The sequence below is a fragment of the Citrobacter sp. C5_2 genome (genome assembly GCF_014596845.2).
In the GTDB taxonomy this organism is placed as follows: domain Bacteria; phylum Pseudomonadota; class Gammaproteobacteria; order Enterobacterales; family Enterobacteriaceae; genus Citrobacter; species Citrobacter werkmanii.
This window is the reverse complement of record NZ_CP115032.1, coordinates 3,206,781-3,232,885: the sequence shown is the minus strand read 5'-3', so window position 1 is coordinate 3,232,885 and position 26,105 is coordinate 3,206,781. Positions and strand designations below refer to the sequence as shown.

Here is a 26,105-nt window from a genome sequence, read left to right as displayed (position 1 = left end):
CCCGTTTAAGGAGAAAAAGATGACGGCAATTGCCCCGGTTATTACCATTGATGGCCCAAGCGGTGCAGGTAAAGGCACCTTGTGCAAGGCAATGGCGGAAGCATTGCAGTGGCATCTGTTAGATTCAGGCGCGATCTATCGCGTACTGGCGCTCGCAGCGTTACATCACCATGTCGATGTCACCTCTGAAGATGCTCTGGTACCGCTTGCCTCACACCTGGATGTGCGTTTTATCTCAACGGACGGCAACCTGGAAGTCATTCTGGAAGGTGAAGATGTTAGTGGCGAAATCCGCACTCAGGAAGTGGCGAATGCCGCATCCCAGGTGGCTGCTTTTCCCCGCGTGCGCGAAGCGCTTTTACGTCGTCAACGCGCGTTTCGCGAAGCGCCTGGCCTGATTGCCGACGGACGCGATATGGGAACCGTCGTGTTCCCGGATGCGCCGGTGAAAATTTTTCTGGACGCCTCCTCGCACGAACGTGCGCATAGACGTATGCTACAGTTGCAGGAGAAGGGCTTTAGTGTTAACTTTGAACGCCTTTTGGCCGAGATCGAGGAACGCGATTACCGCGATCGTAACCGTGCTGTAGCGCCGCTGGTTCCCGCTGCTGATGCTTTAGTTTTGGATTCAACCCGATTAAGCATTGAGCAAGTGATTGAAAAAGCGTTACAATATGCGCGCCAAAAACTGGCACTCGCTTAAGTGCGACCGAATTTGCAGTACCCCCGTTGCAATGGACTGACAGCGGGTATGTTAAACAACCCCATCCGGCATGGAGCCAGGTGGACGTTAAATATGAAACCTGAAGATTAAACATGACTGAATCTTTTGCTCAACTGTTTGAAGAATCCTTAAAAGAAATCGAAACCCGTCCGGGTTCCATCGTTCGTGGTGTTGTTGTTGCTATCGACAAAGACGTAGTACTGGTTGACGCTGGTCTGAAATCTGAGTCCGCCATTCCGGCTGAGCAGTTCAAAAACGCCCAGGGCGAGCTGGAAATCCAGGTTGGTGACGAAGTTGACGTTGCTCTGGATGCAGTAGAAGACGGCTTCGGTGAAACCCTGCTGTCCCGTGAGAAAGCTAAACGTCACGAAGCTTGGATCACGCTGGAAAAAGCTTACGAAGAAGCTGCAACCGTTACTGGTGTTATCAATGGCAAAGTCAAGGGTGGCTTCACTGTTGAGCTGAATGGTATTCGCGCGTTCCTGCCGGGTTCCCTGGTAGACGTTCGTCCGGTCCGCGACACGCTGCACCTGGAAGGCAAAGAGCTTGAGTTCAAAGTCATCAAGCTGGATCAGAAGCGTAACAACGTTGTTGTTTCCCGTCGTGCCGTTATCGAATCCGAAAACAGCGCAGAACGCGATCAGCTGCTGGAAAACCTGCAGGAAGGCATGGAAGTTAAAGGTATCGTTAAGAACCTCACTGACTACGGTGCATTCGTTGATCTGGGTGGCGTTGACGGCCTGCTGCACATCACCGACATGGCATGGAAACGCGTTAAGCATCCGAGCGAAATCGTAAACGTTGGCGACGAAATCACTGTTAAAGTGCTGAAGTTCGACCGCGAGCGTACTCGTGTATCTCTGGGCCTGAAACAGCTGGGCGAAGATCCATGGGTAGCTATCGCTAAGCGTTATCCGGAAGGTACCAAACTGACTGGTCGCGTGACCAACCTGACCGACTACGGCTGCTTCGTTGAAATCGAAGAAGGCGTTGAAGGCCTGGTTCACGTTTCCGAAATGGATTGGACCAACAAAAACATCCACCCGTCCAAAGTTGTTAACGTTGGCGATGTAGTGGAAGTTATGGTTCTGGATATCGACGAAGAACGTCGTCGTATCTCCCTGGGTCTGAAGCAGTGCAAAAACAACCCATGGCAGCAGTTCGCGGAAACCCACAACAAGGGCGACCGTGTTGAAGGTAAAATCAAGTCTATCACTGACTTCGGTATCTTCATCGGCCTGGACGGCGGCATCGACGGCCTGGTTCACCTGTCTGACATCTCCTGGAACGTTGCAGGCGAAGAAGCAGTTCGTGAATACAAAAAAGGCGACGAAATCGCAGCAGTTGTTCTGCAGGTTGACGCAGAGCGTGAGCGTATCTCTCTGGGCGTTAAACAGCTCGCAGAAGATCCGTTCAACAACTGGGTTGCACTGAACAAGAAAGGCGCAATCGTAAACGGTAAAGTCACTGCAGTTGACGCTAAAGGCGCAACCGTAGAACTGGCTGACGGCGTTGAAGGTTACCTGCGCGCTTCTGAAGCTTCCCGTGACCGCGTTGAAGATGCAACTCTGGTTCTGAGCGTAGGCGACGACGTTGAAGCTAAATTCACCGGCGTTGATCGTAAGAACCGTGCAATCAGCCTGTCTGTTCGTGCTAAAGACGAAGCTGATGAGAAAGATGCAATCGCAACTGTTAACAAACAGGAAGATGCAAACTTCTCTAACAACGCAATGGCTGAAGCTTTCAAAGCAGCTAAAGGCGAGTAATATCGAGTTCTCTAAATCCTTTGTGCCGTTAACAGCACAAAGGGTGACGAGTAGCTTGACAGATTACAGGATTCGTCCTGTAATCAATGACAAAGGGCGGCTACGGCCGCCCTTAATCAATGCAGCAGCTAATTATGCCTTTAAGGAACCGGAGGAATCATGACCAAGTCAGAATTGATTGAAAGACTTGCAACCCAGCAACCTCATATTCCCGCGAAAGCGGTTGAAGATGCAGTAAAAGAGATGCTGGAACATATGGCCTCGACTCTTGCGCAGGGCGAGCGTATTGAAATCCGCGGTTTCGGCAGCTTCTCTTTGCATTACCGCGCACCTCGCACCGGACGTAATCCGAAGACCGGCGATAAAGTGGATCTGGAAGGGAAATACGTTCCGCACTTTAAACCAGGTAAAGAACTGCGCGATCGCGCCAATATTTACGGTTAAGTTTTTAGCGAGACTTAACGCCGAGGAAAGCACCTGCATGGGTGCTTTTTTCATTTCTGCAGGCCCATGCTGGAATCCCCATCCCAATTAATTCGCATGTTACATCCGCCGTCAAAGATCAGCGGAACGCGTGCTGCATAATAGTAAATTGTCGCCAGACAACCGTTGAGTATTACTACACACTCCCCGCAACAGGGAGGTATTGATGAAAATAACAACGGTGAGTACGTGTGCATTGTGCGGCATTCTTCCTCTGATGCTATTACCCGCGCTACCTGAGATACTGAGCATCAGCGTTGTATTTTGTCTGGCATGTCTGCTCTGCCTTTTTCCCCACAAACATATGCGTTTTGCCGGGTTGACCCTGCTGTTTTTTCTTTGGGGAATAATGGCGGCGAAAGATGCACTTTGGGCGGGTAATACGCTTCCTGCTAGAAACCAGCAGGCAATTGTGCGCATAACTGGAACCGACAATATGACCACGCACTATGGTCAGATCACGCACCTGCAGGGGCGGCGAATCTTTCCTGCGCAAGGAGTTGTGCTGTATGGACAGTACCTGCCCAGTGACGTTTGCGCGGGCCAGACATGGGCGATGACGCTGAAAGTTCGCGCCGTACACGGTCAATTAAATGAGGGAGGATTTGACAGTCAACGTTATGCGTTAGCACAGCATCAGCCGCTGACGGGACGGTTCTTACAGGCTTCGGTCATCGCGCCACAATGTAGTTTACGTTCGCGATATCTTGCCTCGCTGAAAATGGCACTCGCCGACTATCCCTGGCAGCAGGTCATACTGGGGCTGGGAATGGGAGAGCGCTTGTCCGTGTCACAAGAGGTAAAAGCCATTATGCGTGATACCGGCACGGCGCATTTGATGGCTATCTCCGGGCTGCATATTGCGTTTGCCGCACTTTTGGCGGGAGGACTGATTCGCGGTGGACAATTTTTTATGCCAACCAGATGGATTTGCTGGCAGGTTCCATTGATTGGCGGGATTATCTGCGCGACATTTTATGCATGGTTAACGGGGCTTCAGCCGCCTGCATTGCGCACGATTGTCGCGCTGATGGTCTGGGGGGCGCTGAAGCTAAGCGGCAGGCAGTGGAGCGGATGGTCGGTCTGGGTCTGTTGTCTCGCAGCCATCGTGGTGGCTGATCCTCTCGCTATTCTGTCACAAAGTCTGTGGTTGTCTGCTTTTGCCGTCGCGGCGCTGATATTCTGGTATCAGTGGGTACCTTTACCTGCCTGGTCGCTCTCTCGCATTGGACGCATACTGCTGGCGCTCGCTCATCTGCAACTGGGTATCACGATTCTGCTTTTACCTGTGCAAATTTCGATGTTTCACGGCATAAGTCTGACTTCATTGGTGGCTAATATATTTGCCGTACCGCTGGTCACGTTTATTTCCGTACCGCTGATACTAGCCGGAATGCTCGTACATTTAACCGGTCTGGGAGGGCTGGAGTCGGGACTGTGGTATTTAGCCGATCGGTCTCTGGCGCTGTTATTTGGGGGACTTAATGCTCTGCCTCAAGGCTGGATTAACATAGATGCCCGCTGGCAATGGCTTGCATTTGCACCTGGGCTGATGCTCATCGCATGGCGACTGAATGCCTGGCGTACTCTACCGATGCTTTGTTTCACGGCGCTATTTTTGCTGAGTGAACCGCTCTGGCGAGCGCCACGCACGGACGCATGGCAAGTGCATATGCTGGACGTCGGGCAGGGACTGGCGATGGTGATCGCCCGCAATGGGAAAGCGATTCTTTATGATACGGGTCTGGCATGGCCCGAGGGCGATAGCGCGCAGCAACTGATCATTCCCTGGTTACGCTGGCATAACCTCGAGCCTGAAGGGGTTATTTTAAGTCACGAGCATATGGATCATCGGGGAGGGTTGCGCTCGCTGCAACAAGCATGGCCATTCTTATGGATAAGAAGCCCACTAGGCTGGAAAGGTCATCTCCCGTGTTTTCGCGGGGAACGCTGGCAATGGCAAGGATTAACGTTCAGTGCGCATTGGCCGGTGCGCGGAAATACAGCGCAAGGGAATAACCAATCCTGCGTGGTTAAAGTCGATGACGGACATCAGAGTATTCTTCTGACCGGGGATATTGAGTCTCCCGCTGAACAAAAAATGCTAAGTCACTACTGGTCGCATCTGCAGGCTACTGTTATGCAGGTTCCACACCATGGCAGCAATACATCATCATCACTGGCGCTGATTCAGCGGGTTGGCGGACAGGCGGCGCTGGCCTCGGCATCCCGTTACAATGCCTGGCGACTGCCTTCCTGGAAGGTGAAGCGGCGCTATCGGCAACAAGATTATCAATGGCTGGATACGCCACATCAGGGGCAGATTACGCTGGATTTTTACCCGCAAACCTGGCAAATACGCAGCATGCGGGATCAGATTTTACCCCGTTGGTATCATCAGTGGTTTGGCGTGTCGGAGGATAACGGGTAGAATATGCGGCTATTCTAACAAATGCTGGTTTTTTGAATGCATAACGATAAAGATCTCTCTACGTGGCAGACGTTTCGCCGACTATGGCCAACCATAGCGCCTTTTAAATCGGGTCTGATCGTGGCGGGTATAGCGTTAATCCTTAACGCGGCCAGCGATACCTTCATGTTATCGCTCCTTAAGCCATTACTGGATGATGGTTTTGGTAAAACTGACCGCTCGGTGCTGTTGTGGATGCCGCTGGTGGTCATTGGGCTGATGATAGTTCGTGGCTTAACCAGCTATGTCTCCAGCTACTGTATCTCATGGGTGTCAGGCAAAGTGGTTATGACCATGCGCCGCCGCCTGTTTGGTCACATGATGGGCATGCCAGTCTCCTTTTTTGATAAACAGTCTACAGGTACGTTGCTGTCACGTATTACCTATGATTCAGAACAGGTTGCGTCATCGTCTTCCGGCGCGCTGATCACCGTGGTACGTGAAGGGGCGTCAATTATTGGCCTGTTCATCATGATGTTCTATTACAGCTGGCAGCTGTCATTGATCCTGATAGTACTGGCGCCAATTGTGTCAGTGGCGATTCGTGTGGTTTCTAAGCGCTTTCGTAGCATCAGTAAAAATATGCAAAACACCATGGGGCAGGTTACGACCAGTGCGGAGCAGATGCTGAAAGGCCACAAAGAAGTTCTGATTTTTGGTGGTCAGGAAGTCGAAACCAAACGCTTTGATAAAGTCAGCAACAAGATGCGTTTACAGGGTATGAAAATGGTTTCCGCCTCTTCTATCTCCGATCCTATCATCCAGTTGATTGCGTCTCTGGCTCTGGCATTCGTGTTATATGCAGCCAGTTTCCCAAGCGTCATGGAAAACCTGACGGCAGGGACCATTACCGTTGTCTTCTCGTCAATGATCGCGCTGATGCGTCCGTTGAAATCGCTGACTAACGTCAACGCGCAGTTCCAGCGTGGTATGGCGGCATGCCAGACCTTATTTACGATTCTGGATAGCGAACAGGAGAAAGACGAAGGTAAACGCGTTATCGAACGCGCTACCGGCGATCTGGAATTCCGCAATGTGACCTTTACTTATCCAGGACGTGAAGCCCCTGCGCTGCGTAACATCAACCTGAATATTCCGGCGGGCAAAACCGTCGCTCTGGTGGGACGTTCAGGTTCAGGTAAATCCACTATCGCCAGCCTGATCACGCGCTTCTACGATATCGATGAAGGGCAGATTCTGATGGACGGACACGATCTGCGCGAATATACCCTCGCATCATTGCGCGATCAGGTTGCTTTGGTTTCGCAGAATGTGCACCTGTTTAACGATACGGTTGCCAATAACATCGCCTACGCGCGTACCGATTTATACAGTCGCGAACAGATCGAAAAAGCGGCGCAGATGGCCTATGCCATGGATTTCATCAATAAGATGGATAATGGTCTGGATACGGTGATTGGCGAAAACGGCGTACTGCTTTCCGGTGGACAGCGCCAACGTATCGCTATCGCCCGTGCCTTACTGCGTGACAGCCCGATCCTGATCCTTGATGAAGCTACGTCGGCTCTCGATACTGAATCCGAACGCGCGATTCAGGCGGCACTGGATGAGCTACAGAAAAACCGTACTTCTCTGGTCATTGCACACCGTCTTTCTACCATTGAGCAGGCGGATGAAATCATCGTGGTGGAAGACGGGGTGATTGTTGAGCGCGGAACCCATAACGAGCTGATTGAGCAACGCGGCGTGTATGCGCAATTACACAAAATGCAATTTGGTCAATGATCGCACGTATCTGGTCTGGTGAATCGCCGCTGTGGCGCTTATTACTTCCACTCTCCTGGCTGTATGGCCTGGTGAGTGGGGGGATCCGCTTATGCTACAAACTTGGGCTCAAGCGCGCATGGCGCGCGCCGGTACCAGTGGTCGTAGTGGGAAACCTTACCGCAGGCGGGAACGGTAAAACGCCGGTGGTGATTTGGCTGGTTGAACGACTACAGCAACGCGGTATCCGCGTAGGCGTGGTTTCTCGTGGTTATGGCGGAAAAGCCGCGGCTTACCCGCTGTTGCTGACAACGGATACCACGACTGCAGAAGCGGGCGATGAACCTGTGCTCATCTACCAGCGTACCGGCGTGCCTGTAGCGGTCTCTCCGAACAGAGCGGATGCGGTAAAAGCTATTTTGGCGCATCATGATGTGCAGATTATTGTGACGGACGATGGTCTACAGCACTATCGTCTGGCGCGAGATGTTGAAATCGTGGTGATTGACGGCGAGCGTCGGTTTGGCAATGGCTGGTGGCTTCCTGCCGGTCCAATGCGGGAACGCGCAGGTCGGCTTAAGTCGGTGGATGCGACAATCGTTAACGGCGGCAGTCCACAGCCGGGGGAGATTCCCATGCGACTTGAACCAGGGCTGGCCGTTAATTTACGCACGGGTGAACGCCGTGATGTGGCACAGCTAACCAATATTGTCGCCATGGCGGGTATTGGTCATCCGCCACGTTTTTTTGCCACGCTTGAAGCGTGCGGCGTCAAACCACAAAAATGTATTGCGCTGGCAGATCATCAATCTCTGACCTACAGTGACGTCAGTGCGTTTTCAGACGCAGGGCAAACGCTGGTGATGACGGAAAAAGATGCGGTTAAATGCCGCGCATTTGCTGATGATAACTGGTGGTATTTACCTGTGGACGCACATTTGTCAGGCGAACGGCCTGATGTGTTGCTGGATAGCTTAATCTCGCTGACTCGCTAACGGATTCAAGCTGCGACAGCGAATCATTTATGAGGTCATAAATGTCGTTGCCGCACCTTTCTCTGACGGATGCTCGTCATCTTCACCTTGCCGCTCAAGGTCTGCTGAAAAAAACACGCCGCCGGGCATCTCCTGCCGATATTCTTGCCACCATTTCGCGCATGTCTTTATTGCAAATCGATACCATCAATATTGTGGCGCGCAGTCCTTACCTGGTGCTGTTCAGTCGTTTAGGTGATTATTCCCCGCAATGGCTGGATGACTCGTTACGGCAGGGTGAACTGATGGAGTACTGGGCGCACGAGGCCTGCTTTATGCCGCGCAGTGACTTTATGCTGATACGCCACCGCATGCTGGCGCCGGAGAAAATGGGCTGGAAATATAAAGCGGCGTGGATGACAGAACATGCCCATGAGATTGAGCAGTTACTCCAGCATATCCATCATAACGGGCCGGTACGCTCAGCCGATTTTGAACATCCCCGTAAGGGGGCTAACGGCTGGTGGGAATGGAAGCCGCATAAGCGACACCTTGAAGGACTGTTTACTGCCGGGAAAGTCATGGTGGTGGAGCGGCGTAATTTCCAGCGAGTCTATGATTTAACCCATCGCGTCATGCCGCACTGGGATGATGAACGTGACAGGCTTTCACAAGAGGAAGCCGAAATTGTCATGCTGGACAACAGCGCCCGTAGTCTGGGGATTTTTCGCGAACAATGGTTGGCAGACTACTATCGTCTGAAGCGTCCGGGGTTAAAAAACTGGTGTGATGTGCGCAAGGAACAGCAACAAATTATTCCGGTCGACGTTGAAGGGCTGGGAACCCTGTGGTTGCATAGCGATCTTCAACCGCTGCTTGAGCAGGCATTGGCGGGTAAATTAACAGCAACGCATAGTACGGTTTTATCGCCGTTTGATCCGGTGGTCTGGGATCGCAAACGGGCAGAGCAGCTATTTGATTTTAGCTATCGGCTGGAATGTTATACGCCAGCAGCGAAACGACAATACGGTTATTTTGTCCTGCCTTTGCTGCATCATGGGCAGTTAGTGGGGCGGATGGATGCCAAAATGCACCGTAAAACAGGTGTACTGGAGGTGATTTCGCTATGGTTACAGGATGGGGTCAAACCTGGCGTTACTCTGCAAAAAGGGTTGTTCCAGGCGATTGATGATTTTGCCCGCTGGCAGCAGGCAACGCGCGTGACGCTGGGGCGCTGCCCCGAAGGTATATTTGCTGGCGTACGTCATGGTTGGGAAATAGCCCCAGCCCGTTAAGCGATTATGTTAATATTTACGGATTCACAATCCGGTCCATCTGGAGGAACTATGGATCATCGTCTGCTTGAAATCATTGCCTGCCCGGTATGCAATGGCAAACTCTGGTTTAACCAGGAAAAACAGGAACTAATTTGTAAACCGGATAACCTTGCTTTCCCACTGCGTGATGGCATTCCCGTTTTACTGGAAACTGAAGCTCGCGTTCTGACTGCGGATGAGAGTAAATCATGAGTTTTGTGGTCATTATTCCTGCGCGTTATGCGTCCACCCGTTTGCCGGGCAAGCCACTGCTGGATATCAACGGCAAGCCGATGATCGTGCATGTGCTGGAGCGTGCGCGTGAATCTGGCGCTGAGCGCATTATCGTTGCCACCGATCATGAAGATGTCGCTCGTGCGGTAGAAGCGGTGGGAGGGGAAGTTTGCATGACCCGGGCCGATCACCAGTCTGGTACCGAGCGTCTGGCGGAAGTCGTCGAGAAATGTGGCTTTAGCGATGATACCGTTATTGTGAACGTTCAGGGTGATGAGCCGATGATCCCAGCGGTCATTATTCGTCAGGTGGCCGAAAATCTGGCGCAACGCCAGGTTGGCATGGCGACTCTTGCGGCTCCCATTCATAGTGCGGAAGAAGCATTCAATCCGAATGCGGTTAAAGTCGTTCTGGACAGCGAAGGCTATGCGCTCTATTTTTCGCGTGCAACGATTCCCTGGGATCGCGACCGTTTTGCCAAAAGCCTGGAAACGGTAGGCGATACCTTCCTGCGTCACCTCGGTATTTACGGTTATCGCGCCGGTTTTATTCGCCGCTATGTTAACTGGCAGCCCAGCCCGCTTGAGCATATTGAAATGCTGGAGCAACTGCGTGTGCTGTGGTACGGCGAAAAAATTCACGTGGCCGTCGCTAAAGAAGTACCGGGTACTGGCGTAGACACTGCTGAGGATCTTGAGCGCGTTCGCGCTGAAATGCGTTAGTTTTTCTCATGGCACTCCACCCATAATACCGCCTATTTTTGGGAGGAGTGTCGTATCGTTACGTTTTCCCTGTGCTTTTCTTTTCATCAATTGATCTCATCCGGGTGACATCTGTCTGCGCGACGCTCATTATGAAAGCAGTAGCTTTTATGAGGGCAATCTGAAATGGAACAGTTGCGTGCCGAACTCAGCCATCTGCTGGGTGAAAAACTCAGTCGTATTGAATGCGTGAATGAGAAAGTGGATACCGCTCTGTGGTCACTGTACGACAGTCAGGGTAATCCGATGCCGCTGATGGCGAGAAGTTTCACCACGCCGGGGATGGCGCAGCAGCTGGCATGGAAAACCTCTATGCTGGCGCGCAGTGGCACGGTACGTATGCCGGTCATTTATGGCGTCCTAACGCATGAGGAGCATCCCGGTCCTGATGTGCTCCTGCTTGAGCGTTTACGTGGCGTGCCGGTGGAAGCGCCTGCCCGAACGCCCGAGCGCTGGGAACATTTAAAAGATCAAATCGTAGAAGGTTTGCTGTCATGGCATCGGCAGGACAGCCGCGGCTGCGTGGGTGCGGTGGATAACACGCAAGAGAACATCTGGCCGTCCTGGTATCGCCAGCGTGTCGAGGTATTGTGGAGCACGTTAAATCAGTTCAACAATACTGGGCTGACGATGCAGGACAAGCGGATTCTGTTCCGCACCCGTGAATGTTTACCCGACTTATTTGCCGGATTTAATGATAACTGCGTGCTGATCCACGGCAATTTCAGTTTACGCAGCATGCTCAAAGATGCGCGTAGCGATCAGCTCCTGGCGATGGTGGGGCCGGGCTTGATGCTGTGGGCGCCAAGAGAATATGAATTGTTCCGCTTAATGGACAATGCGCTGGCGGAAAGCCTGCTTTGGCAATATCTGCAACGCGCGCCAGTGGCGGAGTCATTCATCTGGCGGCGTTGGTTGTATGTGTTATGGGATGAGGTGGCGCAACTGGTCAATACCGGACGCTTTAATCGTTCCAACTTTGATCTGGCGACAAAATCCCTGCTGCCGTGGCTCGCCTGATCAACACGTGAACACCGTATCCGGCCCGGAATTCTGCGCTGACCCGTAGGCCTGATAAGACGCGATAGCGTCGCCATCAGGCAATATTTCGGTCAATGTCCCGCTCCCTTCAGCCACTGCCAGATGCGCCCCAGCGTTTCGTATCCGGCACGATCGCTGTGCATCAGCCAGACCGGCGAGGGAATTGCCCGCTCCCATGGATTAAGCGGGGAATCAATCGCTAACTGATTGGCAGGTGCTGGCAGCGGATGTAGCCCGGCCTGCTGGAAGAAAATCATGGCACGCGGTAAGTGCGATGCGGAGGTCACCAGCAGAAACGGCGCGTTGCCGATGGCCTGCCTTACTGCCGCTGCTTCTTCTTCAGTATCTTTGGGTTGATCCAGCGTGATGATGTCACCAGCCGGCACCCCCAGCGACTTTGCTACGCGGGCGCCAGCTTCCGCGGTACTAACGTTATTCGTTTTTGCGGCGGCACCGGTAAAGATAAGCTTCGACCCTGGATTCGCGCGCCATAGGCGAATACCTTCATTCAGGCGTGGGAGGCTATTGTTAATCAGGTTTGAACTCGGCGCCCACTGAGGGTTCCAGGTATATCCCCCGCCCAGCACCACAATGTATTCCACTTTTTGCGTATCCTGCCAGGTGGGATAGCTGTCCTCAATGGGCTTGAGCAGACTGTCGGCGACGGGTTGTAAACTCAGGAGTAATAGCGCCAGCCAACTCAGGCTGATACACACTTTCCCTGTTTTTTGAAAGCGGCTAAACCAGACCAGCGCCAGGCCAATACCCATCATTGTTAGCATCAGCGGAAGCGGCAGCATCATACCGCCAATCACTTTCTTCAGCGTAAAAAGCATCCTTTTTGGTTCCTTTTTTAACCATACAGCAGGGGATCTGCAGGGATATTACACCAGGAAGGTTCATTCTCGGCGCGGGTGTGACAAAATAGCGGTTTTACTTAGTCACCCTAAAGCCAGTATGTGGAGAGCCCGATGCGGGATCGCAATTTTGATGACATTGCAGAGAAGTTTTCCCGTAACATTTACGGCACTACCAAAGGCCAATTAAGACAGGCTATTCTTTGGCAGGATTTGGATCGATTATTGGCGACATTCGGCGAGCAACAATTGCATATTCTGGATGCCGGCGGCGGTGAAGGGCAAACGGCCATCAAGATGGCAGAACGTGGGCACTTCGTGACATTATGCGATCTGTCAGGCGAAATGATCGCCCGTGCGCGACAGGCGGCAGAGGCAAAAGGTGTGAGCGGAAACATGCATTTCATACAATGCGCCGCTCAGGACGTTACTGCGCATTTGGAAACCCCGGTTGATCTGATATTGTTTCATGCTGTGCTGGAATGGGTGACGGATCCCGTCAGCGTGTTGCAGACGTTGTGGTCAGTATTGCGTCCCGGCGGCGCGCTGTCGTTAATGTTCTACAATGCTAACGGTCTGTTGATGCATAACATGGTCGCAGGGAACTTTGACTATGTGCAGGTGGGGATGCCGAAACGTAAAAAGCGTACGCTTTCACCGGACTACCCACGCGATCCGGGGCAGGTTTACCAGTGGCTGGAACAGATCGGTTGGCAGATAACAAGTAAAACGGGCGTCCGAGTGTTTCATGACTATCTGCGGGATAAGCATAAACAACATGACGACTATGAAATGTTACTTGAGTTAGAAACGCGCTATTGCCGCCAGGAACCGTATATCAGCCTTGGGCGCTATATTCATGTCACCGCGATTAAAAGTCCGGCCCGAGCCGCAGATGTAAGGATAACCTATGAGTGAATTTTCCCAGACAGTCCCCGAACTGGTTGCCTGGGCCAGAAAAAATGACTTCTCCATCTCTCTGCCGGTAGACAGACTTTCGTTCCTGCTGGCGGTCGCCACTCTGAACGGCGAGCGACTTGACGGCGAGATGAGTGAAGGTGAGCTGGTGGATGCGTTCCGCCATGTGAGTGATGCGTTTGAGCAAACCAGCGAAACCATTGGCGTACGTGCTAACAACGCGATTAACGATATGGTGCGTCAACGTCTGCTGAACCGCTTTACCAGCGAGCAGGCGGAAGGCAATGCCATATATCGTTTAACGCCGCTCGGGATTGGCATCACGGATTACTACATACGTCAGCGCGAATTCTCTACGCTGCGTCTTTCAATGCAACTGTCGATTGTTGCAGGCGAACTGAAGCGCGCGGCGGATGCGGCAGCGGAAGGCGGCGATGAGTTCCACTGGCATCGCAATGTTTACGCGCCATTGAAATATTCGGTGGCGGAGATTTTCGACAGTATCGATCTCACCCAGCGCATCATGGATGAACAGCAGCAGCAGGTGAAAGACGATATCGCGCAGTTGCTGAACAAAGACTGGCGGGCGGCGATTTCCAGCTGTGAACTGCTGCTTTCTGAAACTTCCGGGACGCTGCGCGAACTGCAGGATACGTTGGAAGCGGCGGGGGATAAGCTACAGGCAAACCTGCTACGAATCCAGGATGCCACGATGGCGCATGACGATTTGCATTTTGTCGACAGGCTGGTGTTTGACTTACAAAGTAAGCTCGACCGTATTATCAGTTGGGGCCAGCAGTCTATTGATTTGTGGATCGGTTACGATCGCCATGTGCATAAGTTTATCCGTACCGCGATTGATATGGATAAAAACCGCGTCTTTGCCCAGCGTTTGCGCCAGTCCGTGCAGACTTATTTTGACGATCCATGGGCGCTGACTTATGCCAACGCCGACCGTCTGCTGGATATGCGTGATGAAGAGATGGTCCTGCGTGACGAAGAGGTCACCGGTGAGCTTCCGACAGATCTGGAATATGAAGAATTTAACGAGATCCGTGAGCAACTGGCGGCGATCATCGAAGAACAGTTGGCTATCTACAAATCCAGACAAACGCCACTGGATCTCGGTTTGGTTGTGCGCGAGTATCTGGCGCAATATCCACGTGCGCGTCACTTCGACGTCGCGCGTATTGTTATCGATCAGGCGGTACGTCTTGGCGTAGCGCAAGCAGATTTCACCGGACTGCCAGCCAAATGGCAGCCGATTAATGATTACGGAGCCAAGGTACAGGCGCATGTCATTGACAAATATTGAACAAGTGATGCCGGTAAAGCTGGCGCAGGCGCTGGCGAATCCGTTATTTCCGGCGCTGGATAGCGCCTTACGTTCGGGCCGACATATCGGCCTGGATGAACTGGATAATCATGCCTTCCTGATGGATTTTCAGGAATATTTTGAAGAATTTTACAGCCGCTATAACGTGGAACTGATCCGCGCGCCGGAAGGATTCTTCTACCTTCGTCCGCGTTCAACGACGCTCATTCCGCGTTCGGTTCTGTCCGAACTGGACATGATGGTGGGTAAAATTCTTTGCTATCTCTATCTCAGCCCGGAACGCCTGGCGAATGAAGGGATTTTTACCCAGCAAGAGTTATACGACGAGTTGTTGACGCTGGCGGATGAAGCGAAACTGCTGAAGCTGGTGAACAATCGTTCAACCGGTTCGGACGTTGACCGTCAGAAGCTACAGGAAAAGGTACGTTCTTCGCTAAACCGTCTGCGTCGCTTAGGCATGGTGTGGTTTCTGGGTCACGACAGCAGCAAATTCCGTATTACGGAATCGGTCTTCCGCTTTGGCGCGGACGTACGCACCGGTGACGATCCGCGCGAAGCACAGCGTCGCTTAATTCGTGATGGTGAAGCGATGCCGGTCGAAAACCGCCTGCAGCTTAACGATGAGCCCGAAGAGAATCAGCCGGACAGTGGAGAAGAAGAATAATGATTGAACGCGGTAAATTTCGCTCACTTACGCTGATTAACTGGAATGGCTTTTTTGCCCGTACGTTCGACCTGGATGAATTGGTCACCACGCTGTCTGGTGGTAACGGTGCGGGTAAATCCACGACCATGGCGGCATTTGTTACGGCGCTCATCCCGGATTTAACCCTGCTGCATTTCCGTAATACCACTGAAGCCGGTGCGACCAGCGGTTCACGTGACAAAGGTCTGCACGGTAAGCTGAAGGCGGGGGTCTGTTACTCAATGCTCGACGTCCTCAACTCCCGCCATCAGCGCGTGGTTGTCGGCGTTCGTCTGCAACAGGTTGCCGGTCGCGATCGTAAAGTGGATATCAAGCCGTTTGCCATTCAGGGGCTGCCGATGTCGGTGCAGCCCACTCAGTTGGTTACGGAAACGCTGAACGAACGCCAGGCGCGCGTCCTGTCTCTCCCTGAGCTGAAAGAAAAGCTTGATGAGATGGAAGGCGTGCAGTTTAAGCAGTTCAACTCGATAACGGATTATCACTCGCTGATGTTCGATCTGGGCATCATTGCCCGTCGTCTGCGCTCTGCGTCCGATCGTAGTAAATTCTATCGTCTGATTGAAGCCTCGCTTTATGGCGGTATCTCCAGCGCTATTACTCGCTCACTGCGTGATTACCTGCTGCCAGAAAACAGCGGCGTACGCAAAGCGTTCCAGGATATGGAAGCCGCGCTGCGTGAAAACCGCATGACCCTGGAAGCCATTCGCGTAACTCAGTCTGACCGCGATCTGTTTAAGCATTTGATCAGCGAAGCGACCAACTATGTGGCAGCGGATTATATGCGCCATGCCAACGAGCGCCGTATTCATCTGGATAAAGCGCTGGAATATCGTCGTGAACTGCATACCTCACGCAAGCAGTTGGCTGCTGAGCAGTATAAGCACGTGGATATGGCGCGCGAACTGGGCGAGCACAACGGCGCGGAAGGCGATCTGGAAGCTGATTACCAGGCGGCGAGCGATCACCTCAATCTGGTGCAAACCGCGCTGCGTCAGCAGGAAAAAATTGAACGCTATGAAGCGGATCTCGAGGAATTACAGATCCGTCTCGAAGAACAAAATGAGGTCGTCGCGGAAGCCGTTGACCGCCAGGATGAAAACGAAGCCCGCGCGGAAGCCGCTGAGCTGGAAGTGGATGAGCTGAAAAGTCAGCTTGCCGATTACCAGCAGGCGCTGGATGTCCAGCAAACGCGAGCTATCCAGTATACCCAGGCGATTCAGGCGTTAAGCCGGGCCAAAGAGTTGTGCCACTTACCGGATCTGACAGCCGACAGCGCTGCCGAATGGCTGGAAACCTTCCAGGCCAAAGAGCAGGAAGCCACAGAAAAACTGTTGACGCTGGAACAAAAAATGAGCGTGGCGCAAACCGCGCACAGCCAGTTCGAACAGGCTTATCAGCTGGTGGCGGCGATCAACGGCCCACTGGCGCGTGGTGAGGCCTGGAGCGTGGCGCGTGAACTGCTGCGGGAAGGCGTTGAGCAGCGTCACCTGGCGGAACAGGTTCAGCCGTTGCGTATGCGTCTTAGCGAACTGGAGCAGCGTCTGCGCGAGCAGCAGGACGCCGAGCGGCTGCTGGCTGAATTCTGCAAACGCCAGGGTAAACAGTTCGATATCGATGAACTGGAAGCGCTGCATCAGGAACTGGAAGCGCGCATCGCCGCCTTGTCGGACAGCGTATCGTCAGCCAGCGAACAGCGAATGACGCTGCGTCAGGAACAGGAACAACTGCAGTCGCGTATCCAGCATTTGATGAAACGCGCGCCGGTCTGGCTGGCCGCGCAAAATAGCCTGAATCAACTTAGCGAACAGTGCGGCGAAGAGTTTACCTCCAGCCAGGACGTGACCGAGTATTTGCAGCAATTGCTGGAGCGCGAGCGTGAAGCCATTGTTGAGCGCGATGAAGTTGGCGCGCGCAAAAACGCGGTTGATGAAGAAATTGAACGTTTAAGTCAGCCGGGCGGGGCGGAAGATCAGCGTCTGAACGCGCTGGCGGAACGCTTCGGCGGCGTGCTGCTGTCAGAAATTTATGACGACGTTAGCCTTGAAGATGCGCCGTACTTCTCCGCGCTGTACGGTCCGTCGCGCCATGCTATCGTGGTGCCGGATCTGTCGCTGATTACCGAACAGCTTGAAGGACTGACGGATTGTCCGGAAGATCTCTATTTTATCGAAGGGGATCCGCAGTCGTTTGATGACAGCGTTTTCAGCGTTGATGAGCTGGAAAAAGCGGTGGTGGTGAAAACCGCCGAACGTCAGTGGCGTTATTCCCGCTTCCCAACGGTGCCGATTTTTGGCCGCGCCGCGCGCGAAAGCCGTATCGAAACCCTGCATGCCGAGCGTGAAGGGCTGTCTGAACGTTTCGCCACGCTCTCTTTTGACGTCCAGAAAACCCAGCGTCTGCATCAGGCGTTCAGCCGCTTTATCGGCAGCCATTTGTCGGTGGCGTTTGAAGCTGATCCAGAAGCGGAGATTCGTCAGTTGAACAGCCGCCGCGTTGAGCTGGAGCGTGCGCTGACCAATCATGAAAATGATAACCAGCAAAGCCGTATGCAGTTTGAACAGGCGAAAGAGGGGGTTTCCGCGCTGAACCGCCTGCTGCCGCGTTTAAATCTGCTGGCCGATGAAACGCTTGCCGATCGCGTGGACGAAATTCGTGAGCGTCTGGATGAAGCTCAGGAAGCGGCGCGTTTTGTGCAGCAGCACGGCAATCAGTTAGCCAAACTGGAACCGATGGTTTCGGTTCTGCAAAATGACCCTGAGCAGTTTGAACAACTGAAGGAAGATTACGCCTATTCCCAGCAGATGCAGCGTGATGCGCGTCAGCAGGCGTTTGCGCTGACAGAGGTCGTACAACGTCGGGCGCACTTTAGCTATTCCGATTCAGCCGAAATGCTGAGCGGCAACAGCGATCTGAACGAAAAACTGCGCCAACGCCTGGAACAGGCGGAAGCTGAACGTACCCGCGCTCGTGAAGCGCTGCGCAGCCACGCCGCGCAGTTAAGCCAGTACAACCAGGTCATGGCGTCGCTGAAAAGCTCCTATGACACTAAAAAAGAACTGCTCAACGATTTACAACGTGAACTGCAGGATATCGGCGTTCGTGCTGACAGCGGTGCTGAAGAGCGTGCCCGTATTCGTCGGGATGAACTGCACGCGCAGCTCAGTAACAACCGTGCGCGCCGTAACCAGCTGGAAAAAGCGCTGACCTTCTGCGAAGCGGAGATGGACAACCTGACCCGCAAACTGCGCAAACTGGAACGCGATTATTTTGAGATGCGCGAACAGGTAGTGATGGCGAAAGCCGGCTGGTGTGCCGTGATGCGCATGGTGAAAGACAACGGCGTTGAACGCCGTCTGCACCGTCGCGAGCTGGCATATCTTTCTGGTGATGAACTGCGTTCGATGTCGGATAAGGCGCTCGGTGCGCTGCGTCTGGCGGTGGCGGATAACGAACACCTGCGTGATGTGTTGCGCATGTCTGAAGATCCGAAGCGCCCGGAGCGTAAAATTCAGTTCTTTGTCGCGGTTTATCAGCATCTGCGTGAACGTATTCGTCAGGATATTATTCGTACCGACGATCCGGTGGAAGCGATTGAACAGATGGAGATCGAACTGAGCCGTCTGACGGAAGAATTAACCTCGCGTGAACAGAAGCTGGCGATCAGCTCCCGCAGTGTGGCGAACATCATTCGTAAGACGATTCAGCGCGAACAAAACCGTATTCGTATGCTGAACCAGGGGCTGCAAAACGTGTCGTTTGGCCAGGTCAACAGTGTACGTCTGAACGTCAACGTGCGTGAAACGCATGCCACCTTGCTGGACGTACTTTCCGAGCAGCATGAACAGCACCAGGATCTGTTTAACAGCAACCGTCTGACCTTCTCTGAAGCACTGGCGAAGCTGTATCAGCGACTGAATCCGCAGATTGATATGGGGCAACGCACGCCGCAAACCATTGGCGAAGAGCTGCTGGACTACCGTAACTATCTGGAAATGGAAGTCGAGGTTAACCGTGGATCTGACGGTTGGCTGCGTGCTGAATCTGGCGCACTGTCCACCGGTGAAGCGATCGGGACCGGGATGTCTATTCTGGTGATGGTTGTGCAAAGCTGGGAAGACGAAGGTCGCAGACTGCGTGGGAAAGATATCTCGCCATGCCGACTGTTGTTCCTTGATGAAGCCGCACGACTTGATGCCCGCTCCATCGCGACCCTGTTTGAACTGTGCGAGCGTTTGCAGATGCAACTGATTATCGCGGCACCGGAAAACATCAGCCCGGAGAAAGGCACCACCTATAAACTGGTGCGTAAAGTCTTCCAGAACACCGAGCACGTTCACGTGGTGGGGCTACGCGGGTTTGCCCCGCAGTTACCTGAACCACTGCCGGGAACTGAAGACGCTTCCTCACAGGCAAGCTAACGAAGAAGGCGGCTAAATAGCCGCCTTCTGCTTTTCAGAAAAGCACGTAATGCCTGGTGTGATTTCTTTAGACTTCTTTACATTAGGTTAGGCAAAAACTATTTGATGTTTATATACTAAAGGTAAGCCTAACGCATCGCAGGCTTGCTCGTCATACTTCAGCGTGTATTGGCGTTTTACAGGTCCGACCCCAACTAACTTAGGGGGAATGCATACGGCCTGGCTATCCAAAGTATGATAAAGAAAACAGGGGGCAAGGGATGTTGCTTAATAAAATGTGTGGTCGTCGGCTCTCGGCAATCAGTTTGTGTCTGGCCGTAACATTCGCTCCACTGTTCAATGCGCAGGCCGATGAGCCTGAAATGATCCCTGGCGACAGCTCAGCGTCCGTCAGTGAACAGCCTACGGCGTTATCGCAACCGCAGGTTCAATCTTCCGCTACTGCTATTATGGCGGGTATTCAACCGCTGCCAGAGGGCATGTCTGTCGATAAGGCGCGCGCCGAATTACAATCTCAACTTCCAGCGGGCTTCACGCCGGTATACATGAGTCAGTTGGAGCTGCTGTACGCTGCGCGCGATATGAAACCGATGTGGGAAAATCGTGATGCGGTAAAAGCATTTCAGCAACAGTTAGCCGAGGTGGCGATTGCTGGTTTCCAGCCGCAATTTACCACTTGGGTCGCATTGCTGACTGACCCGGCGGTAACCGGTCAGGCGCGAGACATCGTACTTTCTGATGCCCTGATGGGATATCTGCACTTTATCGCGAATATTCCTGTCAAAGGTAATCGCTGGCTCTACAGTAACAAGCCCTATGCGCTGGCAACTCCGCCGATTTCCGTTATCAACCAATGGCAGGTGGCGCTGGATAATGGCCAACTGACGTCGTTTATTGCCAGCCTGGCGCCTCAGCATCCGCAGTATGCAGCCATGCATGAATCGTTGCTAAAACTGGTGAGCGATACGCGTCCCTGGCCGCAGTTAACCAGTACCGCGACGCTGCGTCCTGGCGAGTGGAGTAACGACATCCCCGCGTTGCGTGAAATTTTACGCCGCACCGGGATGCTCGAATCAGTCGTCAGTACGGCTGCTAAAGAAGGGCGTAGCGCTTACGGCAGTGAACTGGTCGAGGCGGTGAAGCGGTTTCAGACCTGGCAGGGGCTGGGGGCTGATGGCGCAATTGGACCCGCGACGCGTGACTGGCTGAACGTAACGCCCGCGCAGCGTGCGGGGGTGCTGGCGTTGAATATTCAGCGTTTGCGCCTGCTGCCGAGTGACTTATCTACCGGGATCATGGTCAATATTCCTGCCTACTCGCTGGTCTATTACCAGAACGGTAATCAGGTGCTGGCCTCCCGCGTCATCGTCGGGCGTCCCGATCGTAAAACGCCGATGATGAGCAGTGCGCTGAATAATGTGGTCGTGAACCCGCCGTGGAACGTCCCGCCGACGCTGGCACGAAAAGATATTCTGCCTAAGTTGTGGAATGATCCGGGATACCTTGAGCGTCACGGCTATACCGTAATGCGCGGCTGGAATAGCAAAGAGACGATAGATCCGTGGCAGGTTGACTGGGCGACCATCACCGCATCCAATCTGCCGTTCCGCTTCCAGCAGGCGCCGGGCGCGCGTAACTCACTCGGACGTTATAAATTTAATATGCCGAGTTCAGATGCTATTTATTTGCACGATACGCCGAATCACAATCTGTTCCAGAAAGATACGCGGGCGCTTAGTTCAGGCTGCGTGCGTGTGAATAAGGCATCTGAGCTGGCGAATATGCTGTTACAGGATGCGGGATGGAATGATTCGCGCATCTCGGACGCCCTGAAGCAAGGGGATACACGGTACGTGAATATTCGCCAGAATATTCCGGTCAATCTCTACTACCTGACCGCGTTTGTGGGAGCGGATGGTCGGACGCAGTATCGTACAGATATTTACAATTACGATCTGACAGCGCGATCCAGCGCACAAATTGTGTCAAAAGCCGAACAATTAATCAGATAAATGAAGCAGTTCGAGGAAAATGATTGTCGTAAGTTATGTCGGAAACGGGGCAAAATGGCTGTAAGCCCCGTATTTCCTGGGGTTGGGAGCCTTGACGTGGACTACTTAGCCAGATAAGGTTTCCCGCGTGCGCTAGAGCATACATACGATAACATTGACCTTGTAGATCTTAATACCATGGACAAATTTGACGCTAATCGCCGCAAACTGCTGGCGCTTGGTGGCATTGCCCTCGGCGCTGCCATCCTGCCTACGCCCGCATTTGCCACACTCTCTACCCCACGTCCGCGTATCTTGACTCTGAATAACCTGCATACCGGTGAGTCAATAAAAGCAGAGTTTTTTGATGGCAGGGGCTATATTCAGGACGAATTAGCAAAACTTAACCACTTTTTCCGTGATTTTCGGGCCAATAAAGTGAAATCCATTGACCCGGGATTGTTTGACCAACTCTTCCGTCTGCAGGGCCTGCTGGGCACGCGTAAACCCGTACAGCTGATCTCTGGCTATCGCTCAATCGATACCAATAATGAACTCCGTGCTCGCAGCCGTGGTGTCGCTAAGAAAAGCTACCACACGAAAGGCCAGGCTATGGATTTCCATATTGAAGGCATCGCATTAAGTAATATTCGCAAAGCTGCGTTATCTATGCGCGCAGGTGGTGTAGGATACTACCCCAGCAGTAACTTTGTGCATATTGACACCGGACCTGCACGGCACTGGTGATCCGTAAGCTTAATGAAACAGGAGCTGTATGAACTATCGTATTATTCCGGTCACTGCATTTGCCCAGAACTGCTCGTTAATCTGGTGTGAGCAGACTCGTCTGGCCGCGCTGGTCGATCCCGGCGGCGATGCCGGGAAAATCAAACAGGAAGTGGATGCCAGCGGTCTGACGCTTATGCAGATCCTGCTCACTCATGGTCATCTTGACCACGTTGGGGCGGCGGCTGAACTGGCACAGCATTATGGTGTACCGGTTATTGGCCCGGAAAAAGAAGATGAGTTCTGGCTACAGGGGCTGCCTGCTCAGAGCCGGATGTTTGGCCTGGGAGATTGTGAGCCGCTGACGCCCGATCGCTGGTTGAATGAAGGCGACCGGATAAGCGTGGGCAATGTGACGTTACACGTACTGCATTGTCCGGGCCACACGCCGGGGCATGTGGTCTTCTTTGATGAGCAGTCAAAATTACTGATTTCGGGTGACGTGATTTTCAAAGGCGGCGTAGGACGCAGCGACTTCCCGCGCGGCGATCACAGCCAATTGATTGATTCGATTAAACGTAAACTGTTGCCGTTGGGCGATGACGTGACGTTTATTCCGGGCCACGGTCCACTTTCTACGCTGGGTCACGAACGGTTGCATAACCCGTTCCTGCAGGATGAAATGCCTGTCTGGTAAAAGCGCAGATAAATAAAAAGGCCGCGATTGCGGCCTTTTTTATGCGCTATTGATTACAGTACTGCGACAATCGCTTCGCACAGCGGCGCCATGTTATCTGGTGTCATTCCGGCTACGTTTACACGTCCGGAAGCGACGGCATAGACACCAAACTCTTCACGCAGACGCAGAACCTGTTCTTTAGTCAGGCCGCTGAATGAGAACATGCCGTTCTGTTTAATGATAAAGCTGAAGTCGCGGCTTGCACCTTTCTCCTGCAGCGTATTCACGAACAGTAAACGCATGCGCTGAATGCGTTGGCGCATATCAGTCAGCTCTTGTTCCCAGATGGCGCGCAGCGCGTCGTTGCTCAGAATCGTAGCGACTACGGATGCACCGTGCGCCGGCGGGTTGGAATAGTTAGCACGAATGGCTGATTTCATCTGGCTAAACGCGCGGTCAACGGTTTCAGCATCGGCTGCAACCAGCGTACAGGCGCCTACGCGCTCATTGTACAGACCAAAGTTCTTGGAGTAGGAGCTGGCGACGATCAGCTCTTTGTGCAGCGCCGCGAATGCGCGCAGACCTTCCGCATCTTCTTCCAGACCACGGGCAAAACCCTGGTAAGCGAAGTCAAACAGCGGCAACCAACCTTTATCGACGGAAAGCTGAGCCAGCGTTTGCCACTGCTCCAGTGTTGGATCGATACCGGTTGGGTTATGGCAGCAGCCGTGGAATAACACCACGTCGCCGGCCTGCGCTTCGCTGAGGCTTGCCAGCATCGCATCAAAGTCTAAAGAATGGTTTGCCGCATCGTAATAATTGTATTCACGAACTTCCAGACCGGCAGAGTTAAAGACGCTCTTATGGTTCGGCCAGCTTGGATTGCTCACCCAAACGCATTTAGCCGAGGTGTTTTTTGCCAGGAAATCAGCTGCTACACGCAGTGCGCCAGTACCACCAGGGGTCTGTGCTGTACGTGCGCGTTTGTCGTTGATAAGCGAACTCTCTTTACCAAACAGTAATTCCTGAGTGCAGCGACCAAACTCTGGAATACCGTCAATGCCAAGGTAGTTTTTGGTGGTTTCATTTTCCAGTATATATTGCTCGGCTTTTTTAACGCTGGTCAGTACCGGCGTTTTGCCTGTCTCATCTTTATATACACCGATCCCGAGGTTTATTTTTCCTGGGCGGTCATCGGCACGAAACAAATCAGCCAGACCCAAAATAGGGTCGGCAGGAGCGGCGGTAATGTTCTCAAACATGACGAGGTTCCATAGTGATTACAGAAGGGAAGTCCGCTATCAGGTTAACGGTAGATTTACAAAATGCCAACCGTTACTGACGAAAAGCTGAGGTGTTTTTTTAAGACGCAAGAATCCGCTAGCAGAGATAAAAAAACAGGACCGAAGTCCTGTTTTTTAGGCATTTAACAAAGAGGTCTGCTATTAGAACTGGTAAACGATACCTACTGCGACGGTGTCGTCAGAGCCTACGCCCAGTTTGTTGTCAGAATCGATCTGGTTGATGATGTAATCAACATAGGTGGACATGTTTTTGTTGAAGTAGTAAGTCGCACCCACTTCGAAGTAGTTCACCAGATCTACGTCACCGATGCCTTCAATGTCCTTACCTTTAGATTTGGTATAGGCGAGGGACGGACGCAGGCCGAAGTCGAACTGATACTGGGCAACCAACAGCACGTCTTCAGTTTTGTTGGCATAACCGTTAGCGATACGGGTTGCGTTGTGGGTTTCGCTATAGTTAGCTGCCAGGTAGATGTTGTTCGCATCGTACTTAACGCCGGTCGCCCACTGCTCAGCTTTGTCGCCATGGCCGCGCAGAGCCGGGTTTTGTTGAGCATCGGTACGGTCAGCTGCGCCATATGCACCTACGATACCGAAGCCGTCGAATTCGTAGCTGATAGAACCGCCAACGCCATCACCGTTAGAGCGACGAACGTCATCACGCTCATTTTTGCCCAGGTACTGAACGGCGAAGTTCAGGCCTTCAACCAGACCGAAGAAGTTGGAGTTACGGTAGGTTGCGAGACCGCCGTTACGCTGGGAGAAGAACTGGTCAGAAGCAGCGGTATCACCACCGAATTCTGGCAGCATATCGGTGTAACCCAGCGCATCGTATACGACGCCGTAGTTACGACCGTAGTCGAAGGAGCCCGCGTCGCCGAATTTCAGACCGGCAAACGCCAGACGAGTTTTGTTACCGTCCTGCGCGTTTGAGCCTTCAGCATTGTTGCCGGCAAAGTTGTATTCCCACTGGCCGTAACCGGTCAGTTGGTCGTTAATCTGAGTTTCCCCTTTGAAACCAAGACGGGCGTATGTCTGATCGCCGTTAGCAGCGTAGGCATTTTCACCGTTGTGCTTGGAAAAATAGTGCAGACCCACGGCTTTACCGTAAATGTCTACTTTGTTGCCATCTTTGTTATAAACTTCTGCAGCGTTAGCTGCCCCGGCTACCAGCAGAGCAGGGATAACCACTGCCAGAATATTGCGCTTCATCATTATTTATTACCCTCATCGGTTTTTATATGACACCTGCCACTGCCGCCAATAAATTCCGTCAATTAAAATTTACGGAACTATTGATGAGAGTTTGGTGTCTTTATGTGTCTGACAGGCATCTTTCCATTCAAACTATCGTTTCGCTACTCTCAAAGTGCTACAAATATAAAGAATTGGTTTCAAAAAGAAAAAATATGTAACAAAATGTTATTTTTGTGCAACTTTGTGAACAACTTCAAACTTCAGATGTCTCTGCGCTAAAAATTACCCCTATTATTTCTATTTATATGATTTTCTTATATTTAATTTTGCTAAGACCGCTTTTTCTTCGCTATGACTAAAAGAACTGATTTAACTGAAGGTGATTTATGGACATCTGGACAGCCATGTGAAAGGTTAAAAAATGTACTATTTAATCAGAAAATGCTAATCCACAATAAAACTGCTGATTATTTTTTGTG

20 protein-coding genes are annotated in these 26,105 nt (G+C 52.5%); 17 read left to right on the top strand and 3 right to left on the bottom strand.

Annotation, left to right across the window (positions count from 1 at the left end; translation table 11 throughout):
* The first annotated feature begins 19 nt into the window (after nucleotides 1-19).
* The 10 genes from cmk (at nucleotide 20) to ICA20_RS15830 (ending at nucleotide 11,473) form a co-directional block, all read left to right on the top strand.
* Nucleotides 20-703, top strand: a complete 684-nt coding sequence (gene cmk, locus ICA20_RS15875; RefSeq protein ID WP_032939922.1) for a (d)CMP kinase — start codon at nucleotides 20-22, stop codon at nucleotides 701-703.
* A gap of 113 nt (nucleotides 704-816) precedes the next feature.
* Nucleotides 817-2,490 carry a 30S ribosomal protein S1 gene (gene rpsA / locus ICA20_RS15870; protein WP_003035776.1) on the top strand — a complete coding sequence of 558 codons (1,674 nt, stop codon included), beginning with the start codon at nucleotides 817-819 and terminating at the stop codon, nucleotides 2,488-2,490.
* Between the two features lie 159 nt (nucleotides 2,491-2,649).
* Entirely contained in the window at nucleotides 2,650-2,934 is a 285-nt protein-coding gene (gene ihfB, locus ICA20_RS15865; protein ID WP_003035780.1) for an integration host factor subunit beta, read from the top strand.
* Between the two features lie 205 nt (nucleotides 2,935-3,139).
* Nucleotides 3,140-5,404 (top strand): ComEC family protein, encoded by a 2,265-nt coding sequence (locus ICA20_RS15860; protein ID WP_038639309.1) that lies wholly within the window; start codon nucleotides 3,140-3,142, stop codon nucleotides 5,402-5,404.
* A gap of 36 nt (nucleotides 5,405-5,440) precedes the next feature.
* Entirely contained in the window at nucleotides 5,441-7,189 is a 1,749-nt protein-coding gene (gene msbA, locus ICA20_RS15855) for a lipid A ABC transporter ATP-binding protein/permease MsbA (protein WP_038639312.1), read from the top strand.
* Entirely contained in the window at nucleotides 7,186-8,163 is a 978-nt protein-coding gene (gene lpxK, locus ICA20_RS15850; protein ID WP_038639315.1) for a tetraacyldisaccharide 4'-kinase, read from the top strand. Before msbA ends, lpxK begins: the two co-directional genes overlap by 4 nt.
* 41 nt (nucleotides 8,164-8,204) lie before the next feature.
* The gene (locus tag ICA20_RS15845) at nucleotides 8,205-9,437 is read left to right on the top strand and encodes a winged helix-turn-helix domain-containing protein (RefSeq protein WP_038639320.1); all 1,233 of its coding nucleotides are present in this window, start codon (nucleotides 8,205-8,207) and stop codon (nucleotides 9,435-9,437) included.
* A 51-nt stretch (nucleotides 9,438-9,488) separates the two neighbouring features.
* A complete protein-coding gene (gene ycaR / locus ICA20_RS15840) occupies nucleotides 9,489-9,671 on the top strand; it encodes a protein YcaR (RefSeq protein ID WP_038639323.1) in 183 nt (60 codons plus the stop codon).
* Nucleotides 9,668-10,414, top strand: coding sequence for a 3-deoxy-manno-octulosonate cytidylyltransferase (gene kdsB / locus ICA20_RS15835; RefSeq protein WP_038639327.1), 747 nt, complete (start codon nucleotides 9,668-9,670; stop codon nucleotides 10,412-10,414). Before ycaR ends, kdsB begins: the two co-directional genes overlap by 4 nt.
* A 165-nt stretch (nucleotides 10,415-10,579) precedes the next feature.
* Nucleotides 10,580-11,473 carry a YcbJ family phosphotransferase gene (locus ICA20_RS15830; RefSeq protein WP_038639330.1) on the top strand — a complete coding sequence of 298 codons (894 nt, stop codon included), beginning with the start codon at nucleotides 10,580-10,582 and terminating at the stop codon, nucleotides 11,471-11,473.
* A 92-nt stretch (nucleotides 11,474-11,565) separates the two neighbouring features.
* Here ICA20_RS15830 and elyC read toward each other — a convergent pair whose 3' ends face one another.
* Nucleotides 11,566-12,330 carry an envelope biogenesis factor ElyC gene (gene elyC / locus ICA20_RS15825; protein ID WP_038639334.1) on the bottom strand — a complete coding sequence of 255 codons (765 nt, stop codon included), beginning with the start codon at nucleotides 12,328-12,330 and terminating at the stop codon, nucleotides 11,566-11,568.
* A gap of 135 nt (nucleotides 12,331-12,465) precedes the next feature.
* Between elyC and cmoM the strand changes: the two genes are divergently transcribed.
* From cmoM to ICA20_RS15790, 7 genes are all read left to right on the top strand, one after another.
* Nucleotides 12,466-13,269 (top strand): tRNA uridine 5-oxyacetic acid(34) methyltransferase CmoM, encoded by an 804-nt coding sequence (cmoM, locus tag ICA20_RS15820; protein WP_038639337.1) that lies wholly within the window; start codon nucleotides 12,466-12,468, stop codon nucleotides 13,267-13,269.
* Complete coding sequence (mukF, locus tag ICA20_RS15815) at nucleotides 13,262-14,584, top strand: chromosome partition protein MukF (protein ID WP_038639340.1); 1,323 nt, start codon at nucleotides 13,262-13,264, stop codon at nucleotides 14,582-14,584. Before cmoM ends, mukF begins: the two co-directional genes overlap by 8 nt.
* On the top strand, nucleotides 14,565-15,269 hold the full coding sequence (gene mukE, locus ICA20_RS15810) for a chromosome partition protein MukE (RefSeq protein ID WP_038639343.1): 705 nt from the start codon (nucleotides 14,565-14,567) through the stop codon (nucleotides 15,267-15,269). Before mukF ends, mukE begins: the two co-directional genes overlap by 20 nt.
* The gene (mukB, locus tag ICA20_RS15805) at nucleotides 15,269-19,729 is read left to right on the top strand and encodes a chromosome partition protein MukB (protein ID WP_038639346.1); all 4,461 of its coding nucleotides are present in this window, start codon (nucleotides 15,269-15,271) and stop codon (nucleotides 19,727-19,729) included. The genes mukE and mukB overlap by 1 nt, the downstream gene beginning before the upstream one ends.
* A gap of 260 nt (nucleotides 19,730-19,989) precedes the next feature.
* Nucleotides 19,990-21,741 (top strand): L,D-transpeptidase, encoded by a 1,752-nt coding sequence (gene ldtD, locus ICA20_RS15800; RefSeq protein WP_038639348.1) that lies wholly within the window; start codon nucleotides 19,990-19,992, stop codon nucleotides 21,739-21,741.
* Nucleotides 21,742-21,918: 177 nt separating this feature from the next.
* Nucleotides 21,919-22,467: a YcbK family protein gene (locus ICA20_RS15795; protein WP_003831948.1), complete on the top strand. Its 549-nt coding sequence runs from the start codon at nucleotides 21,919-21,921 to the stop codon at nucleotides 22,465-22,467.
* 28 nt (nucleotides 22,468-22,495) lie between these two features.
* Nucleotides 22,496-23,143: an MBL fold metallo-hydrolase gene (locus ICA20_RS15790; protein ID WP_038639351.1), complete on the top strand. Its 648-nt coding sequence runs from the start codon at nucleotides 22,496-22,498 to the stop codon at nucleotides 23,141-23,143.
* 53 nt (nucleotides 23,144-23,196) lie between these two features.
* Here ICA20_RS15790 and aspC read toward each other — a convergent pair whose 3' ends face one another.
* Both aspC and ompF read right to left on the bottom strand, forming a co-directional pair.
* On the bottom strand, nucleotides 23,197-24,387 hold the full coding sequence (aspC, locus tag ICA20_RS15785; RefSeq protein ID WP_038639354.1) for an aspartate transaminase: 1,191 nt from the start codon (nucleotides 24,385-24,387) through the stop codon (nucleotides 23,197-23,199).
* A gap of 183 nt (nucleotides 24,388-24,570) precedes the next feature.
* Entirely contained in the window at nucleotides 24,571-25,644 is a 1,074-nt protein-coding gene (gene ompF, locus ICA20_RS15780) for a porin OmpF (RefSeq protein WP_042309425.1), read from the bottom strand.
* Between the last annotated feature and the right edge of the window lie 461 nt (nucleotides 25,645-26,105).